At 75.4% G+C, this 18,215-nt stretch carries 8 protein-coding genes, 14 pseudogenes and 1 riboswitch; of the genes and pseudogenes, 8 read left to right on the top strand and 14 right to left on the bottom strand.

The genetic code is table 11. The annotated features are described in order from the left end of the window. The first annotated feature begins 1,075 nt into the window (after positions 1–1,075). From UK94_RS27725 to tenA, 8 genes and pseudogenes are all read left to right on the top strand, one after another. Entirely contained in the window at positions 1,076–2,005 is a 930-nt protein-coding gene (locus UK94_RS27725) for a type IV toxin-antitoxin system AbiEi family antitoxin domain-containing protein (protein ID WP_041938942.1), read from the top strand. 61 nt (positions 2,006–2,066) lie between these two features. After that, positions 2,067–2,191: riboswitch (TPP riboswitch) on the top strand. A gap of 672 nt (positions 2,192–2,863) precedes the next feature. Continuing rightward, positions 2,864–2,982, top strand: a 119-nt coding sequence (locus UK94_RS67730) for an ATP-binding cassette domain-containing protein (RefSeq protein WP_235490257.1), incomplete at its 3' end; no start/stop codon positions are given. A 24-nt stretch (positions 2,983–3,006) separates the two neighbouring features. Continuing rightward, positions 3,007–3,571: pseudogene (locus UK94_RS27730) on the top strand (ABC transporter ATP-binding protein); the annotation flags it as partial. A 5-nt stretch (positions 3,572–3,576) separates the two neighbouring features. Then, positions 3,577–3,890 (top strand): annotated as a pseudogene (locus UK94_RS67740) (ABC transporter permease); the annotation flags it as partial. A gap of 1 nt (position 3,891) precedes the next feature. Further along, positions 3,892–4,063 (top strand): annotated as a pseudogene (locus UK94_RS67745) (ABC transporter permease); the annotation flags it as partial. A gap of 1 nt (position 4,064) precedes the next feature. After that, positions 4,065–4,341: pseudogene (locus UK94_RS67750) on the top strand (ABC transporter permease subunit); the annotation flags it as partial. Between the two features lie 119 nt (positions 4,342–4,460). Then, on the top strand, positions 4,461–5,354 hold the full coding sequence (locus UK94_RS27740) for an ABC transporter substrate-binding protein (RefSeq protein WP_235490259.1): 894 nt from the start codon (positions 4,461–4,463) through the stop codon (positions 5,352–5,354). Further along, a complete protein-coding gene (gene tenA / locus UK94_RS27745; RefSeq protein ID WP_011602743.1) occupies positions 5,351–6,067 on the top strand; it encodes a thiaminase II in 717 nt (238 codons plus the stop codon). The genes UK94_RS27740 and tenA overlap by 4 nt, the downstream gene beginning before the upstream one ends. Before the next feature lie 256 nt (positions 6,068–6,323). Here tenA and UK94_RS27750 read toward each other — a convergent pair. The 14 genes and pseudogenes from UK94_RS27750 to UK94_RS67810 form a co-directional block, all read right to left on the bottom strand. Further along, a partial coding sequence (locus UK94_RS27750) for a class I SAM-dependent methyltransferase (protein WP_235490244.1) occupies positions 6,324–7,769 on the bottom strand: 1,446 nt, incomplete at its 5' end. A 469-nt stretch (positions 7,770–8,238) separates the two neighbouring features. Continuing rightward, positions 8,239–9,429 carry a glycosyltransferase gene (locus tag UK94_RS27755; RefSeq protein WP_011602741.1) on the bottom strand — a complete coding sequence of 397 codons (1,191 nt, stop codon included), beginning with the start codon at positions 9,427–9,429 and terminating at the stop codon, positions 8,239–8,241. Positions 9,430–9,439: 10 nt separating this feature from the next. Next, positions 9,440–10,142 (bottom strand): alpha/beta fold hydrolase (locus UK94_RS27760; protein WP_235490246.1); only part of this gene is annotated, 703 nt, incomplete at its 5' end. Between the two features lies 1 nt (position 10,143). Beyond that, positions 10,144–10,342 (bottom strand): annotated as a pseudogene (locus UK94_RS67755) (alpha/beta hydrolase); the annotation flags it as partial. 99 nt (positions 10,343–10,441) lie between these two features. Continuing rightward, positions 10,442–10,578: pseudogene (locus tag UK94_RS67760) on the bottom strand (acyl carrier protein); the annotation flags it as partial. Position 10,579: 1 nt separating this feature from the next. After that, a pseudogene (locus UK94_RS67765) lies at positions 10,580–10,786 on the bottom strand (acyl carrier protein); the annotation flags it as partial. Between the two features lie 158 nt (positions 10,787–10,944). Beyond that, positions 10,945–11,895 (bottom strand): annotated as a pseudogene (locus tag UK94_RS67770) (4'-phosphopantetheinyl transferase superfamily protein); the annotation flags it as partial. Position 11,896: 1 nt separating this feature from the next. Further along, positions 11,897–11,989 (bottom strand): annotated as a pseudogene (locus UK94_RS67775) (hypothetical protein); the annotation flags it as partial. Between the two features lies 1 nt (position 11,990). Beyond that, positions 11,991–12,194, bottom strand: a pseudogene (locus UK94_RS67780) (hypothetical protein); the annotation flags it as partial. Between the two features lie 22 nt (positions 12,195–12,216). After that, a pseudogene (locus tag UK94_RS67790) lies at positions 12,217–13,781 on the bottom strand (beta-ketoacyl synthase); the annotation flags it as partial. 1 nt (position 13,782) lies between these two features. Continuing rightward, positions 13,783–15,049 (bottom strand): annotated as a pseudogene (locus tag UK94_RS67795) (ketoacyl-synthetase C-terminal extension domain-containing protein); the annotation flags it as partial. Position 15,050: 1 nt separating this feature from the next. After that, positions 15,051–16,266 (bottom strand): annotated as a pseudogene (locus UK94_RS67800) (polyketide synthase); the annotation flags it as partial. Further along, positions 16,259–18,097 (bottom strand): SDR family NAD(P)-dependent oxidoreductase, encoded by a 1,839-nt coding sequence (locus UK94_RS27775; RefSeq protein WP_313949607.1) that lies wholly within the window; start codon positions 18,095–18,097, stop codon positions 16,259–16,261. The gene UK94_RS27775 and the pseudogene UK94_RS67800, both read right to left, overlap by 8 nt. 3 nt (positions 18,098–18,100) lie before the next feature. Next, a pseudogene (locus UK94_RS67810) lies at positions 18,101–18,215 on the bottom strand (phosphopantetheine-binding protein); the annotation flags it as partial.

The raw sequence follows: 18,215 nt of genomic DNA on the forward strand, positions 1-18,215 counted from the left end.
GCCAGGGCGGGTCAACGATCATCATGCGGCTCGGCAACGGCAAGGACGCGACGACCGCGGCGGAGTTCATCGNCCGCGGTCACAGGTTCGTCATGTCCCAGGTGACCACGCAGGTCGGGCGGAGCTTCACCACCGGCGACAGCGACAGCGTCGGCTACTCCGACGGCACCTCGGACACCACCGGCACCAGCGGCGGGTCGAGCCGGACCTACGACCGCACCCGCCTGCTGCCCTGGCTGCAGAACACCTCGACGAACACCGGCTGGCAGGAGTCCGTGACGACGTCACGCTCGCAGACCTGGCAGCGCACGACGAACACGTCGGTCAGCGACTCGACGAACGACGGCAGCACCACCCAGCGGGTGTACGAGTTCCTCATCGAGCCCACCACCGTGCAGACCCTGCCGACCACCGCCTTCCTGCTCATCAGCCCGGTCGACGGGCCGGGCCGGGTGACTCCGGGCGACTGCAATCCCGGCACGGTGCTGCTGCCCCGGGTCTCACCGGTGGACCGCTGGTCGGCCCGGGGTGCGGCCGGGGCCGCGGGGGCGCAGCCGGCCGGCCGGGCGCCGGGTGCGGTTCGCCTCGCCGTGCCCGCCGCCCCGTCGGCGCAGCTTCCGGTCGGGGGGTGGGCGGGCCGGACGGACGGGGCCCGGCCGCGTCCAATCGCCACCGCGACGTCCGGGACCTACCCGGACCTCGCTGCGGCCGCGCAGGAGTCGGCCTACCGGCTGGCCCCACCGTCCCCGCGGCCCGGCCCCCCCACCGGCCCCGCACCCGCCGGCCCCGGCCCCGGGAGGATGACCGGCGGCTGGGTGCCGATCGGCGAGCAGCCGGCGCCAGGCCCGTACCCGCCGGCTGGCGGGTACGGGCGGCCCGTGGCGGACCCACCGGCCGACGGGCGGCCGCGCGACGACGGGCGGCCGCCGCGCAGGGGCCGGCGGCGCCTCGGCGAGCAGCCGCCGAACCCTGCGTGAATAGTCGACATTCCGTGAACAGCTAGGTGCTTCAAGTAGTTATCCACAATTGTAAAAAGACGCTGGCCCAACAGAAGAACAACCGTCATCGTCTTCTCATGGCCCATAACCCTGGCCGACTCTCCTGGCAGGAGATCGCCACACCGCAGGCCGGCGTGATCACGATCCGCGACGCGGTCGCCGCCGGCCTCCCCCGCACCGAGATCCGCCGGCGCCTCGACGACGGCCGCTGGCGGCAGCCCTTCCGCGGCGTCCTGATCACCGACGTCACCCCCACCGCCGGCCCGCAGCACCTGTGGGCCGCGGTGCAGGCCATCGGGCCGGAGGCGGTGCTGGCGGGCGGATGCGCGGCGGCGCTCGCCGGGCTGGTCGGCCATGACCCCCAGCCGGTGACCGTGCTCGTCCCGACCGACCGCCGCGTCAGCGCTCCGCCGGGGGTGCTGCTGCGGCACAGCGCGCGCCTGAGATCCAGCGAGATCGACCCGCTCCGACTGCCCCCGCGGACCACCCCGGCCCGCTCCCTGATCGACATGGCGGAGTGGGCCGCGTCCCGGAGCCTGGCGCAGGATGTCCTCGCCGACGCCGTGCACCAGCAGATCGTCACCGTCCGCGGCCTGCGCGAGGCGTTGTCGCGGCGCGGCCCGATCAGCCGCCGCACGCTGATCGCCGAGACGCTGGATCGACTCGGCGCGGACGCGCCGCACCTCACCGAGATCATGTTCCGCCGGATCGAGCGGCGGCGCGAGCTGCCCCCCGCGGGCTACCGGGTCGAGGGTCCGGCGGACGAGCCGACCTCACGGCTCACCGTGCGTTATGAGCCGTGGCGGGTGCGCGTCGAGGTCGCGGTCGAACCGACCGCGAAGCAGCCGGTCACCCAGTGTGGTTCCGGTCAGGACACCCTGATCCGGCTGCCGGCGCACCTGCTGCGGACCGCACCGGACGACGCGGCCGAGATCGTCGCCGGGGCCCTGCGCGAGCGGGGCTGGGTGCCGCCGACGGATCGCCCCCAGCGGGCCCTGGCCTCCTGACGAGGCGGCCACCGCCCGCAGGCGGAGGGGTTGGCGGCGGCCTGATCTTGCCGTAACTTTGAGCGAACGTTGCGGGAGCTTCCACCCGAGGAGGCTGAGAGGGCGGCTGGGCAGAAGCCCGGCGCCGCCGACCGCCTGAACCTGTCCGGGTAATTCCGGCGTAGGGAGTGATGGCCGTGGCGCGTCGGGCTCGGATCGTCTCCATCCGTCGCGGGCGGCCGCTGCCGTGCCCGCCCATGTTCACCCGCCCCGCGCCGCCGCACCGTCCCCCGGCACCGCCCCCCGGCGCCATCGACCCGGGCGGCCCGACGGCGCGCTAGGGTCCCGCTCCGCCGGCGGGGGCGCTCTCGCGGTCCGACCGGGCGCCGGGGGCACCCCGTCCCCTTCCCGCCACCGGGCGGCGCGCAGCGGCGGCCCGCGCCGGCGTGGCAGCGCCCGGCCGGGTGCAGGCAGCCGGGGCCGTCGGCGGTCACCGGCTCCGTGCAGGACAGGCCCGCCTCACCGGTTGGTCGCCGCCCGGCCGGTCCGCAATCCACCGATCGCCGCGGACCGGTTGCCTCCGGGCCGGCCGCGTCGGACCGGTTGCCGCGCGGACGGTTCGCCGCGGCGCTCGTCCAGGCGCCCGCCGCCCGACACTCGGGGCCGGTCCACGAGTGGCCCCGAGTGCACCGACACGCACCTGCTGGCAGCCGCCGTAGGACAGCAGCACCGCAGCAGAGAGGAGATGTCGTGTTCGCACGCCGATCGGTCCCGCCGACGGCCCCGGCGCCGGAGCCGGCGCCGGGCGATCCCCGCCGGCCGGCGGGGCCGGGTGTGGAGCTGCGTGGGGTCGCCAAGCGATTCGGCGACATCACCGCGGTGGCCGGCGCGGACCTGTCCGTTCCCCCCAACGGCCGCCTGGGCGTCGTCGGCCCGAGCGGGTGCGGCAAGTCGACGCTGCTGTCGATGATCTGTGGGCTGACCGGCCCGGATGCCGGNACCATCGACGTGCTCGGCGCCGNGGACGCGCCGGGGCGGCTGGCCCGCTGCGCCTGGATGCCCCAGCGCGACCTGTTGCTGCCCTGGCGCGGGGTGCTCGCCAACGCGCGCATCCCGCTGGAGAACCAGGGCCTGACCCGCCGGGAGGCGTCGCAACGGGTCAGGCCGCTGCTCGACCGGTTCGGCCTCGCCGAGTTCGCCGACCACCGGCCGGCGCAGCTCTCCGGCGGGATGCGCCAGCGGGTCTCGTTCCTGCGCACGGTGGCCGCGGACAAGCCGGTGCTGCTGCTCGACGAGCCGTTCGGCGCCCTCGACTCGATCACCCGGGCGGACCTGCAGGACTGGCTGCGCGCGATGCTCGCCGACGAGCCCCGCACCGTCGTGCTCGTCACCCACGACGTCGAGGAGGCGCTGCTGCTGTGCGACCGGGTGGTGGTGATGTCGGCCCGCCCCGGCCGGATCGTCGCCTCCGTCGACGTGCCGCCCTACGCCGGCACCGGCGCCGCGGCGCGGCGGGCCCGGCTCGCGGACCCCGCATTCATCGCGTTGCGCGACAGCGTCCTCGCCCACCTGGAGAGCGCCCGTTGACCGCGATGCGGTTGTGGCCGAGCGTCCTCGTCGGCATCGTGCTGCTCGGCGCCTGGGAGTTCGTCACCCGGGTGCTGCACGTCGAGGAGTACATCCTGCCGGCGCCGGACCAGGTGGCGACGACGCTGGCCGACCGGTGGGACAGCACCCTGCGCAGCGCCACCTGGGTCACCGGGACGGAGATCGTCCTCGGCTTCGCCCTCTCGGTCGCCGGCGGGCTCGCGCTCGGCTGCGCGCTGCACTTCTCCGCCGCGGCCCGCCGAGCGCTGTACCCGTTGCTCATCGGCTCCCAGACGGTCCCCGTCGTCGTCCTCGCCCCNATCCTGGCGATCATCTTCGGCTACAGCATCACCCCGAAGCTCATCCTGGTGGCGCTCATCTGCTTCTTCCCGGTGGTGGTCGGCACCCTCGACGGCCTCGCCTCGGTGGATCCGGAGCTCGTCCGGATGATGCGGACGCTGCACGGTCGACGGGTCGCCATCTTCACCCGGGNGGAGTTCCCGGCGGCGCTGCCCTCGGTGTTCACCGGCCTGCGCCTCGCCGCCGCCTACGCGGCGACCGGCGCGGTGTTCGGCGAGTACTCGGGCGCCTCCGACGGGCTGGGCCACGTGATGCGCCAGGGTGTCCCCCAGCTCCAGTCCGCGCTGGTGTTCGCCGCGATCGTGCTGCTCACCGCGATGTCCGTGGCCCTGTTCGCGATCGTGAACGGCGCCGAACGGCTGCTCGTCCCCTGGCACCGCAGTCCCACCCGAGAAGGGAACCACCGATGATCTCGNCGAGCTCCCGCCGGCTGACCATGATGGCNGCCGCACTCGCCGCCGTCACGCTCGCGGCCGTCACGGCCTGCGGCTCCGACGGCTCGTCCGGCGCCCAGCGCCGGGCCACCACGGTGCTGCTCGACTGGGAGCCCAACCCGGACCACCTCGCGCTGTACTCGGCGCAGGACGCCGGCGACTACACCGACGCCGGGCTGAACGTCACCCTGCGTTCGCCGTCGGATCCGTCCGACCCGCTCAAGCTCGTCAGCACCGGCACCGTCGACCTGGGCATCTCCTACGAACCCGAAGTGGTCATCGCCGGGGTCGAGAAGCTCGACGTCGTCGCCGTCGGCGCCCTCATCCCCACCGCCCTGAACTCAATCATGGCCGTGGGTTCGGCCGGCATCACGAAGCCGGCCGACCTGGCCGGGGCCACGGTCGGCACCTCGGGGCTGCGCACCGACGAGGCCTTTCTCGACGCGATCGCGAAGGCCAACCACTTCGACCCCGCTGCGATCCACCGCGTCGACGTCGGCGCCGACCTGCTGCCCGCCATGATCTCCAAAAAGGTGCAGGCCACCCTCGGTGCCTACCGCAACGTCGAGGGCGTCACCCTCGCCGACCGCGGCCTGGCCCCGAAGATCATCCCGGTGACCGAGGCCGGGGTGCCGCAGTACGACGAGCTGGTCGTCGTCGCCCGGCGCAGCCGGCTCGCCAGCGACCCGGCGTACGCGACCCTCGTCCGCGACTTCCTGCGCGCGACCGCGGCGGGCAACGCGCGAGCCCTCGACGACCCGGCGAAGGCGGAGAAGACGTTGTCGGGCGTCGCCGACGGGTACGACCCCAAGCTGCTGCCGAAGATGGTCCAGGCGACGGCCCCGCTGCTGCGCAACCCGGCCGGCTTCGGCCGGATGGACACGGGCGCCTGGACGTCGTTCATCCGCTGGATGCACTCCGAGGGACTGATCAAGGCCACGGTCCCGACGGCGGACGTCGTCACCAACGACTACCTGCCCAAGCCGTGACCGCGGCGCAGGGCACGCCCTCGCCGCTGTTCAGCGCGCGACTGTGGGCGTCCACCGAGCCCGTCTACGAGGCGATCCTGCGCCATCCGTTCCTCACCGGCCTCACGGACGGCACCCTGCCGCGGGCCGCGTTCGCGCACTTCGTCATCCAGGACGCGCACTACCTGCGGGACTACGCCCGGGCCCTGGCCGTCTGCGCGGCCAAGGCGCCCACCGAGGACGACGTGCGGGCACTCGCGAACGACGCCGCCGAGGCGGTCGCCGCCGAGCAGGCCATGCACGTCGACCTCCTCGACGCGCTCGGCGGCCCCGCGCCCGGTGACCCCGCGCCGGGTGGCACCCCGCCGGGCGGCGTGGCGACGGTGGCGCCGACGACCCGCGCGTACACCAGCTACCTGCTCGCGACCGTCTACGGCGGCTCGTTCCTGGAGGGGCTCGCCGCGGTGCTGCCGTGTTACTGGATCTACGCCCGGGTCGGCGCGCGGCTGCTCGCCGACTCCTCCCCCGACCCGGTGTACGCGCGGTGGATCGCCGCCTACGGTGATCCGGCGTTCCAGGCGGTGGCGGACCGGGTCGTCGCCCTCACCGACCGGGTCGGCGCATTCGCGTCGGAGCCGGAACTGGTGCGGGCCGCGGACCACTTCGCGGTGACGGCACGCTACGAGTGGATGTTCTGGGACGCCGCCTGGCGCCGCGAGACCTGGCCGATCTGACCGGCCCCGGCCGCGCGGCGGAAGCCCGGCTCCGGCGGCGAGCAGCGCGGGTGCCGCCCTGCCGCCTTCCCTCGGCGGCCGCATGCGGTGCGCGGGCAGCATTGCGGTGCGCGGGCAGCATTGCGGTGCGATGTGCACGATTCGCGGGCTCCGACCGTGCACAACGCACCGCAATCGGCCCCGGCCCGGGCTCGGCACGCGGTCGTGTGGTTGTCACGCTGATGCCGTCGGCCGCGACGGGTCGGCCAGCGGAGGTTCAGACCTCCTTGCGGGCGATCACCAGGTAGGTGCCCGCGAAGCCGGCGCCGTGGACGTAACGGCGGGCGAGCCGGTCGAGGAGCCGGGCGGTGATCAGCAGGGGGCTGACCACCGCCATCATGGCGCCCCAGGCCACCAGGTGGGCGGGCCCGGCGGCCTGGCGCAGCCAGGGCATGGGACGCGGCGCGATGGCGGCGACGACGAGCAGCAGGGCGGCGGAGAGGTCGCCGAGGCCACGGCTGGCGGCGAACCGCACCAGCACGGGCCGCAGCCCCCGGTCCTCCAGCGCCGCGAGCAGGTTGTCGACGGGGATGAGATGCGCCCGCTCCGGCACCGCCCAGCCGGCCCAGAACCGGCCGAGCCAGCGGGCCTGGTGGCACTCGGGGTTCGCCAGCTCGCACAGCATGTGGCCGCCGGGCGGTAACGCCTTGGCGACGGCGTCGAGCTCCGCGGACGGGTCGTCGGCGCGTTCCAGGTAGCCGAACATGCTGATGACGTCGTAGCGGCCGGCGACCGCCTCGACGACGTCGGGCAGCCGGCCGTGGTGGGCATGGTCGAGCCAGCCGCGCCGCAGGCCCTCGTCCAACCCGGCGAACGTGTCGACCCCGTCGAACACCGTCGCCGGCCACACCTCGCGGGCCGCGTTGGGGAAGTGGCCGTAGCGGGAGCCGACGTCCAGCCAGGTGCGCGGGACGGTGAACGGGCGCACGGCGGCGGCCTGCCCGCGGCGGTCGCGGGCGATCACCGCCAGGGCCTGCTCGGCGATGCCGGTGCGCAGGCCGTCGTACCGGTCCCGGTCGTAGAACTCGCGGCCGGCGGGACTCAGCCCCGGGTTGAGGAACACGTGCCCGCAGCGCCGGCAGCCGTCGAGGCGGAACCGGCCGGGTTTGCGCAGGAACATGTCGGGCGAGTCGAGCCGGGTGGCCAGCTCCACCGAACCGCACCACGGGCAGTCCGCCCGGGCGCGGCGCAGGAACCGGGCCAGGCCGGCGCGGACGTCGCGGCCGTAGGAGGCCCGGCTGGCCGCCGTACGCTGCTTCGCCGCGTGCTTGACCGGATCGGCGGGCAGCCCGGCGGCCTTGGCCTCGGCGGCCCGCGCGGCCTGCGCGCGACCGGCGCGCACCGAGTCGATGACGAACAGCAGCCCGCTGAGGATGCGCACGATCGGGGAGCGGATCAGGTCGCGGGGGGACAGCGGCACCCGGCCGGCGCAGACGAAGAACGGCTGGAACCAGAACAGCGCCGTGGCCGCGAGTCCCCACGGCCGGTTGACGTGCACGCCGATGGCGGTGGCAAGCTGCGGCACGAACGGGAAGAGCTGGTTGCGCCGGGTGAACCGATAGGCCCGCTGCTGGACCCGCACGCGCATCGCGGCGTCCTCCCGGGCCGCGCGCAGCCCCGGGAGGACGGCGAGGTCGGTCGACCCGGACGCGAAGGTCTTCAGNCGTTCGGTGATGTCGACGAGTTCCACCGGGTCGAAGCCGTCGCGGCGGGTGATGCCGGCCCGGTCGAGGATCTCCGAGCGGACCAGCAGCGCCTGGAAGGCGCCGCGGCCGGGCACGCACCGGTCGGTGCGGTAGGTGCGGGTGTCGACCATGCGGGCCAGGTCGAGGGCACGTTCGACGGTGAGGTCCGCGGGCACGAGATCGAGGACGTCGAGTTTGTCCCGGCTGGCGTGGTAGCTGGCCGCGCGCCGCCCGCTGTCGGTCAGCTGCACCCCGTCGGCGACGAGGAACTCGTGCGACGGGTCCACCGGCCGGCCGGAGGCGGGCACGGTCTCCAGGCGGCGCAGCCGGCCACGCAGCCGCACCCCGTTGATGAGCAGGCCGACGCAGACCAGGACCGGCAGCCAGTCGAGCACGGCGGTCAGCCCCGTACCGGCCCGACCGCGGCGCCACCACGCCGGCGAAACGTCATGCGGCGAGTTTCTCAAGCCGGTCGGCGGCGGCCGCAACCCCTCCCGCCGCGGCGAAGGCGTCGCGCAGCCGCCCGGCGGCCTGACGGTGGCCGGGCTCGTCGAGCAGAGACGTCACCGCGCCGCGCACGGCCGCCGGTCCGGCCCGGCCGAACTTGATCCGTAAGCCCGCGCCGCTGCGCACGACCTGCTCGCCGATGATCGGTTGGTCGTCGCGGACCGGGGCGACGACCAGCGGAACTCCGCGGGACAGCGCCTCGCAGACCGTGTTGTTGCCGGCGTGGCAGACCACCGCGGCCAGCTTCGGCATCAGCTCGACCTGCGGCACGAACGGGGCGACGAGCAGGTCGTCGGGGGCGGCGGCGGCCAGGTCGTCGACGAGGCCGGGCGGGGCGACGATGACGGCCTGTGCCCGTCCCGCCAGGCCCAGCAGGCCCTCCGCGGCGGCCCGCAGGAACCGCCCGCCGGCTTCCCGGGTCACCGTGCCGAGGGAGACGAGCACCGCGTCACGGTCCGGGTCGAGCCACTCCCAGGGGAAGGAGGAGGTCTGCGCCCGCCGGCCGACCAGGCTGCCGACGAAGGCGACGTGGCGGGGCATCTCGGGGGTACGCAGCAGCTCCCGCACGGACGCGACGAGGGTGAGCTCGTCGGAGAACCGCAGGTCGACGGCGGAGGCCTCGCCGACGGGCACGCCGTGGGCGAGCTGAAACTCCTGCAGCAGGTCGGCGACCCACTGGCCGAGCCCGGCCAGCACCCCGTACGGGTCGTCGAACTCGGCGGACGTCGTGGCGAGGGTGGCCCAGTGCAGCCGCCGACGGCGGGCGACCAGCGCCGCGCCGACCGCCTGCTGGTCGATGACCAGCACATCCGGGCGGAACGCGTCGATGGCCGCGTCCACGGCCGGCTCCATCGCCGCGGCCAGCGGCAGCAGGAAGTCCTCCCACAGGAACTTCAGCGACGCCGGGCCGCGCAGCGCCCGGGAGCGGGTGACGATGTCGGCGCGGTCGGCCTCGCTGAGCGTCTCCGGCAGCGCCAGCAGCGGCAGCCCCGGCGGGACCAGCCCGCCGATCACGCCCGCGTGACCGGCGACGGCGACGGCGTGACCGCGGTCGGCGAGCTCTCCGGCGATCCCCACGGCCGGGTTCACGTGCCCGGTCAGCGGCGGCACGACGAACAGGACGCGGCTCACGGCCGGCTCCTCAGCCCACCGCCGGGCGGCGCCCGGCGTTCAGGTCGGGCGGCGGCACCATCTGTGTCACCCACTCGGGCGTGGCGAAGCGCCGTTCGGTGTCACGGACGTAGGGCGGCGGGGGCGTGCGCCGGTCGAACAGCCACCAGGCCAGCAGGCTGCGCAGGTAGCCGGTGGCCTCGCGCAGCACCATGTGGGTGTGGTGCTCCAGCACGATCAGGGTGCACTCGGGGACGAGGGCGGCGAGCCCGGCGGCCTGCCCGATGATGTCGGAGTTCTCCCCGTAGACGGCGAGCACCGGAATCGGCAGCGCGGCGAGCGCCTCGGCGGAGAACGCCGGCGTCGCCAGCATGTCGGTGGCGATCGTCGTGTCGGACAGCAGCCGCTGGGCGGCCCGGGTGGCCTTGGTGATCGCCCGGCCGGCGCCGTTGTCGAGCCACTCCTCGACCTCGTCGTCGGTCATCGCGACGAGGATCTGGCTCAGCGACCGGGCCATCTCCTCGCCCAGGCCCTCGATGAGGAACGGCGGCTCGATGAGCGTCAGGCTCGCGACGCGGGCGGTGAACTCCAACCCGAACGCCAGGGCCAGCGTCGCGCCGTAGCTGTTGCCGACGACGTGCACCGGGCGGTCCACCCCGAGGACGTCGAGCAGCCCGGCAAGGTCGGCCATCGAGTCGGCGAGGCGGTAGCCGCCGGGGGTGCGCTCGCTGCGGNCGTGACCGCGCAGGTCGTAGCAGATGACGTCGCAGCCGGCGTCGGCCAGGCAGGTGCCCAGCGAGAAGTAGAAGCTGGAGATGTTGTCCATCACCATGCCGTGCACCATGACGACGATCGGCGAGTCCGCGGACGCGCCCCCGCGGGGTTCGAGCCGCTGCACGTGCAGGCGGACGCCGTTCGCGATGACCTCAGCCACGGTCCTTGCCTCCTTGTCGATGTGGGATGCCAGTCGTATGCGGGATGCCAGTCGTATGCGGGATGCCGGTCGGTCGGGACCGGATGCGCCGAGCGGCCGTCAGGCGGATCCGGCGGTCGCGGGCGCCGGCAGGCTGTCGACGATGAACCGGACGACCTCACCGACCCGCATGTTGATCACCTGGTCGACGTCCATCCTGGCGAGGAAGCCGACGAAGTCGACGGCCTCGCCGTAGCNCTCCCGCAGCCGGTCGGCGAGCGCCACGAACTCGATGCTCTCCAGCTCCAGGTCCTGGCTGAACGTGGTCTCCATGGTGATGTCCATGTCGATCACGTACTCCTCGCCGATGACCTCGCGCAGGTCCTCGGTGACCTCGCCGAGCACCCGCGTCTCGGTCTGCGCCCGGCCCGCGCCGACCGGTCCCGCCGTCCCCTGAACAGACATGATCGCTACTCCTTCTCGCTGGGAAGGCCGTTCGCCTCGACCTCGGGTGAGGTCCAGGCGACGACATAGGTCGCGGCACCGGCCCGCCGGGCGGGGGCGCCGTCACGCGCAGCATCCTGACCGATGACGGTGGCGGAACGCACGTCCCTCGCCACGGNCCGGCCGCCGACGCCGCCCGGGTCCGGATCGGGGGCCCCGGGTTCGCCGCCGTCCGGCCGGATCCGGCCGGAGGCGTCCACCGTACGCAATGCCACCCACCGGGAGCCCCGCGGGAGCGGCCCGTCGGGACCCTCCCCGTAGACGGTGACCCGGACCAGTTCGGGCGGAGCCTGCCCGGCCCAGTCGGTCGCCGCCCAGGCCCGTCCGGGCCGGTGCGGACCGTCGACGACGAACTGGCGCGGCCGGCCCGCGAGCCCGGTGCCCTCGGCCTTCGCCGCCGCCTCCTTCGCCGCCCACAGCCGGGTGAACCACAGCGCCCGGCGTCCCGGATCGTCGCCGGCGACCCGGTCGAGCAGGTCGCGTTCGACGGGGGCGAGGGCCGCCAGCTCGACGCCGGGCGCCCGGGCGACGATCTGCTCGATGTCGATGCCGACCGGCCCGTCCGCGGACACCAGCGCCACCGCCAGTTCCGGTTTGTGGGCCAGCGACACCCGCGGGGGGTCGCCGGCCGGGATGCCCGGCCGCGCCGGCAGGGCGCCGACCAGGGGGGCGCCCAGCTCGTCGTGCTCGATCCGGACCTCGATCCCCCAGACGGGCCCCGCGCCGCGCGCCCACAGCCAGCGCCGCACGGCGTCCTGGACGGCGATGCGCCCCAGCAGCCAGCCGCGCGCCGCCCGCGGGTTGAGTCCCGCGAGCCGGGCCCGGTCGGCGGAGTCGGCATAGTGACGCACGATCAGCTCGCGTGAGGCCGAATCGGACCAGCGGTCGAGCGCGACCACCCAGCCCTCGCCCGAGGGCTGGGCCACGGTGTGCAGCTCCGGGGCGCGGACCATCGCCCAGAGCACGTCGTCGTTGGCGAACCGCCGATCGGTCCAGGCCGACACCACCGCCCACAGCGACCCGTCCAGGCGACGCAGTTCGAGGTCGGCGGTCACCGTGCGGTCGGCGACNTGCCGGATCCGCACGACGCAGTCGACCAGGTCGCCCGCCACCGGCGCCGGGCCGTAGAAGCGCAGGTCGGACACCGACTGCGGGAGCAGCAGCNAATCCTCGGGCAGGTTCTCCATCGCCCAGTAGCCGAAGAGCTGCCCGGCGTTGTCCAGCAGCGCACCGGAGGCGGCCGGCACCCGCAGCCGTCCGCGGATCCCGGTCGCGCCGATCCCCTCGATGCGGTGGATGCCCTGGTATCCGGGGCCGTGGAAGAGGAAGTGACCGCCGTAGAGGTCGCTGCCCTGGTGGCGGGAGGGCTNCTCGCCGGGGAGGATCGGCCNGGTCGGGCCCACCGGCAGGTCCGCGGTGGCCGCGGTCGTCCGCGGGGACGGCGGATAGCCGTCGGCGAACACGACCGTCCCACGGGCGTACCCCTCGATGGTCACCCGGACCGCGTCCGCCCCCGCCGGGGTGAGGGTGACCGCCACCTCCACGGCGGGCTCGATCGCGAGCCAACGCAGCGCCCGGACGTCCCGCATGCCGATCGGCACCCGGCCCGGCATCAGCGCCGCGGCGTGCGCGATCATGAGTTCGAGTACCTCGGTCATCGGCACGACCGGGAACAGGTCGGACAGGTCGCGCCAACCCGGCGGCTGCCGGTAGAAGCAGTGGTCGATGATGTGCGGCATCGATGCCAGCGACAACCGGCGACGGACCGTCCGCGGCCCGGGTGCCGAACCACCACCGGACTCGACCGCGGCAGCCGCGCCGGCTCCGGCCGCGGCGCGGCCGGCGAGCTCGGCACGGCCGGCGGGCTCGGCACGGCCGGCGGGCTCGGCACGACGGGCGGGTGCGGCCGCGCCGGGTCCCCGGGAGGCGGTTGTGCCGGCTCCCCGGGGCGCCGGCACGCCGCCGGACCCACCGGCTGCGGGCACGGTGCCCACTGCGCCGGCCGCGGGCCCACCACGGCGTCGTGGCGGCGAGCCCGGCGGGGCGGTGGGGCCGAGCGCCCACCGGTCGACGACCGCGGACATCACCGCACCGGCGTCGGCAAGCGCCGCCCGCAGCTCGTCGAGAACCGGATGGCTACCGGCGGCGCGCAGAACAGGCAGAGCCGGATCCGCGTGGTCCGGACTCGGAAGGTCCGGGCCGGGGAGATCGGCGCCCACCGGTCCGCGGAGGGCCGGGCCCGCGGATCCAGGGAGATCCGGGGCAGGGAGATCCGGGACGAGGAGATCCCGGGCATGGAGATCCCGGGCATGGAGATCCGGTGCGAGGAGGTCCGCGGCCGCGGGTCCAAGACGCACCAACGGCGTGCCGAGGGTGAGCCGCACGGGGGTGCCCCGGCGCCGCGGCAGCTCGATGGGCCTCCCGGCGGCGGGCGTCGGGGCCGCTTGCGAGGCCGCGGCCGGAGTCGGAACCAGAACGGGGGCCTGAACCGGGCCCAGGGTCGGCTCGCCGGCCGGCGCCGTCGCCGGGGTGGCGGGTGGCTCCGGGCGGGTGCGGCAGGGCAGCAGGTCGAGCCGCGGGGCCGCGCCCTCCACCCACAGCGCGGCGGCCACCCGGCGCAACTGGTCCAGACCGGACCGTTTCGGGGAGTTCGTGACCAGCGCGATGTGGTCGTGTCCGGGCAGCGTGTTGTCGACGAACCCGGCGACGCTGCCCACGCCGACCTGGACGAAGGCGCGCACGCCGGTGTCGTGCAGCCGGCGGACGAGTTCCCGGAACCGTACGGGCTCGACGAGGTGGCGCAGCGCGAGCGCCCGGACGGCGTCGTGGTCGCGCGGGTAGGGCGCGACCGTCGTCGCCGACCAGATCGGGACCGTCGCCTCGACGAGGGTGACGCCGGCGAGGTTGGTCCGCAGCCGGTCCAGGTAGGGCTCCAGGAACGGGGAGTGGAAGCCGGNGCGGAACGGCAGGACCTGCCCGAGCACGCCGTCGCGGCGCAGCCGCTCCAGGGCCGTGCGCACGCTCGCCTCACGTCCGCAGATGATCGACTGGTGCGGGCAGTTGTCGTGGGAGACGACGACCTCACCGAGGTCGGCGATGACCTCCGCGGCACGCGCGGCGCCGCAGCCCAGCGCCCCGAAGACGACCCCGGGCACCTCCAGCACGGCCGGGTCGAAGCCGGCGATGAACGCGTCGGTGGACTCGCCGGTGATGAGCCCCCCGCTGATCATCGCGTTCCACTCGCCGATGCTGTGCCCGCCGACGAGGTCCGGGACGATCCCGAGGCGCCGCAGCGCCTCGTCGAGGATCCGCCCCACCTCGACGCTCGCGACGCCGTGCCGGCCGAGCATCCCGGTGTCGTCGAGGGCCGGGCGGGCCAGCCCGAAGTGCGCGCAGACGTCGTCGATGCGCGGGGAGAACTTGTCCTCCAGGCCGCAGAACAGGAACGCCGTGCGCCCGACGGGCGTCCCGTCGGCCCGGGCGGGGTCGAGCAGGCCGGCCGGGGTGAACCACAGGTCGTTGCGCCCTCGCCACGGGTTGCCCCGCCCCACGACCGTGCGGGCCAGGGCGAGCCGGCGCGGGTTCGGCGCCACCAGGGCGAGCCGCCAGGGGCCGCCGGCGGGCGGGTTCGCCGCGTCGTCCCGGTCGAGCAGCTGCGCGTCGTCGACGTCGAGCTGGGCGAGCAGCTGCGCCGGGCTGCTCCCGGCGAGCAACAGGACCGCCTCCGCGTCCGGATCGACCACCCGCGCCGCCGCCACCGACGCGGCAGTCGCCACCGACGCGGCAGTCGCCACCGACGCGGCAGTCGCCACCGGCGCGGCAGTCGCCACCGGCGCGGTCGCGTCTGGCGAACCCGCCGGGGCGGCGACAGAGGTGACGGCGGGAGTGGCAGCCGGGGTGGCAGCGGGGAAGGTGCGGGCCGGGGTCGCCGGGGCGGTCGGCGGCGCCTCCTCGACGACGAGATGGGCGTTGATGCCGCCGAAGCCGAAGGCGTTCACGCCGGCGCGACGGGGACCGCCGCCCGCCGGGGTGTCCCAGTCGGTCGCCGCCCGCACCGGCGCGAACCGGCTGCCGGCGAAGGCGGCGTGCGGCTCGTCGCAGTGCAGGGTCGGCGGCAGCACCCGGTGGTGCAGGGCGAGTGCCGTCTTGATCAGGCCGGCCGCGCCCGCCGCCGGCATCGCATGGCCGATCATGGACTTGACCGAGCCGATGCCGATGTCCGCCNGCCCCGCGCCGCCCGTGCCGGCGTTGGCCGCCGTGCCGAAGATCCGGCCCAGGGTGGCGAGCTCCACCGCGTCGCCGGTCGGGGTGGCCGTGCCGTGCGCTTCGACCAGGCCGATCGCGCCGGGTGCCGTCGGGTCGAGCCCGGCGTCCGCCCAGGCGCGCCGCACGGCGAGGGTCTGCCCGTCGGCGGCGGGGGCCATCAGGGAGGCGGAGCGGCCGTCGCTCGACGTGCCGGCCCCGCGCAGCACCGCGTAGATGCGGTCGCCGTCGCGGCGGGCGTCGGCCAGCCGGCGCAGCACGAGCATGCCGACGCCCTCGCCGATGAGGATGCCGTCCGCCCGACGGTCGAACGGGCGGATCGCCTCGCTCGGCGACAGCGCCCGCAGCAGGGAGAACACGCTCCAGAACGACGGTTCGTGGACGAGGTGGGCGCCGCCGACGATCATCGTGTCGGTGCGGCCGGAGCCGAGATCACGCATCGCCATCTCGACGGCGATGAGCGACGACGCGCAGGCCGCGTCCACGGTGTAGGCGGGGCCGCGCAGGTCGAGCCGGTTGGCGATGCGGGACGCGGCGAGGTTGGGCACCAGGCCGATCGACGCCTCGGGCCGGGCCGGGCCGAGCTGGGCGACGAACGCCTCGCGGACGCGTTCGACCGCATCGGCGGGCAGGTCCGGCAGGACCTCACGCAGGGTGGTGACGAGCTGGCGGGAGGTGCGCACCCGCTGTTCGAGCCGGGCCACCCCGGATCCCACGTAGCCCCCGCGACCCAGCACCACGCCCACCCGCTCGGCGTCGCCGAGCCCGTCGGGCCCACCGGCGTCCGTGATCGCCTCGGCGGCGAGGCGCAGCGCCAGCAGCTGGTCCGGCTCGGCCCAGTCGACGGCGTTGGGCACGATGCCGAACGCCGTCGGGTCGAACGTCGCGAACTCGTCGACGAAGCCGCCGCGCCGGCAGTAGAAGCCGTCCGCGGCACCGATCGGTCCCGGGCCCGCCTCCGTGCCCGCGTCCCGCCGGGTGCCCGGCGCGGCGGGCGGCCGCTCGGGCGGGAAGTAGTCGTCGACGTCGAAGCGATCCGGCGGGAGCGCCTGGATCGCGTCGACCCCGCCGACGATGTTGCGCCAGAACGTGTCGAGATCGCCGGCGCCCGGGAACAGCGCGGACATCCCCACCACGGCGATCGGCGGTGCCCCGGACCCGCCCCCGGGGTCACGCATCGAACGCCTCCGCCTCGGCGCACATGTAGACGACCTGCGCCGGTCCGTCGGGCGTGCCGGCCAGCTCGCGCAGCAGCGCGGCGACGCCGTCGGCCGGGTCGATCAGGCCGATGCCGCGGCGGGCGTACTCGCGGGCGAGCTCCGCGGAGACCATCCCGCCACCCGCGGCGGTGGCCGGCGACGCCCAGGGGCCCCAGTCGACGCTGACGACCCGGCCGGCGAAGCGGCCGGCCGCCGCCCCCGCGAGCGTGTCGAGGGCGTCGTTCGCGGCGGCGTAGTCGGCCTGGCCGCGGTTGCCGAACACGCCCGCCACGCTGCCGAACAGGGCGACGAAGCCGACGTCGTCGCGCACCGCGGCGAGCAGGGCCCGGGCGCCGTCGACCTTCGTCCGGTAGACCCGGTCGAACGACTCGGGCGTCTTGTCGCGCAACAGCCGGTCGGCGAGGACGCCCGCGCCGTGCACCAGCCCGTCGAGGCGACCGTGGCGGGCGTAGACGTCGGCCACCACGGCGGCGACGGCCGCACCGTCTCGCACGTCCACCGCGTGGTAACGCACCGAGGACGCGAGGCTTTGCAGGGTCGCCAACGTCGCCCGCACCTCCCGCTCGGCGAGCAGCCGGGAGACCCGGGCCTCGATCTCGGCCGGGCGGCGCACGCCGGTCTCGATCAGCGCGCGGCGCAGCGCCGGGGCGTCGGCCGCGCCCGCGGTGGCGGGGTCCTCCGGCCCCGTGGGCGCCGCGGTGCGCCCGACCAGCTCGACGGCGCACCCGCTGCGCCGGGCGAGCTCGACGGCGACCGCCGCGGTGATGCCCCGGGCGCCGCCGGTGAGCAGCACGACGGAGGACGGGCCCAGCCCGACGGGCAGCTCGCCGGCCCCATCGGCAGGCGCGGGCCGCACCCGCAGGGTGGCGCGCGCCCCGTCCCGGTAACCCACGACCAGCGGCCCGCCCGGGGTGAGCAGCTCGACGAGCAGGCTGTCCGCGATCCGGCGGGGCTCGTCCTTCGGCTCGACGTCGACCAGACGCAGCGCCAGGCCGGGGACCTCCCGGGCGATCGTGCGGACGAGGCCGGCGAGCCCCGCACCCGGCGTCGGACGGACGACGAACTCCCCGGCGTCGGCCCGACGGGCGAACTCCAGGGCGTCGACCGCGCTCGGGTTGGCCGTCGCGCCGGGGGCGGCGGCGCGGGACCGGCCGAACCGGCCGCCGTTGCCGGTGACGACGAGCACCCGCCGGCTGCCGCCCAGGGCCGCGGCCCGTAGGGCGGGGAACGCGCCGGGCAGGATCGCGTGCTCGTCCGCGCCAGGGTCGGCCGACGCGATCCAGACGAGACCGTCGGCGCCGGCACCGGCCCGGATCTGGTCGACGAGGCCGGCGTCGGCGGCGGCGAGAATCCGTGCCTCGGCGCCTGCCTGCTCCAACCGGGTGGCGAGCGCCAGGCCGACCCCGAGACCACCCTCCACCAGGAGGAAGCGGGAGCCGGCGAGGTCGGCCGGCGCCGTGCCGGCCGGCGCGGGCAGGATCTCCGGCTCGACGACGAAGCGCCGCAGCGCCATCGCCCCGAGCGGGTCGCCGACCCCGTCGGACCCGGCGCCCGGGGATCTCCCGGCGGACACGCGAGATCCCTCGGACGCAGAAGACCCGACGGACTCGGGAGATCCGACGGACTCGGGAGATCCGACGGACTCGTCGGTGGTGGAGGCGCCGGGCTCGGTCCCGCCGGTGGTCGAACCGACGATCCAGTCGACGATGCCGCGGACGGTCTTGATCGCCGCCAGCTCCTCGACGACCTCCTCGTCCAACTCCCCCGAGCCCGCCTCCACCAGCCCCAACCNCTGCGCCAACTCCCCCAGGATCTCCGTCCGCTTGATCGAGTCGATCGACAGATCAGCCTCAAGATCCAGATCCGGCTCCAACATCTCCACCGGATAACCCGTCTGCTCCCCGATC

Source organism: Frankia sp. AvcI1, assembly GCF_001420875.1.
GTDB classification, from domain to species: domain Bacteria; phylum Actinomycetota; class Actinomycetes; order Frankiales; family Frankiaceae; genus Frankia; species Frankia alni.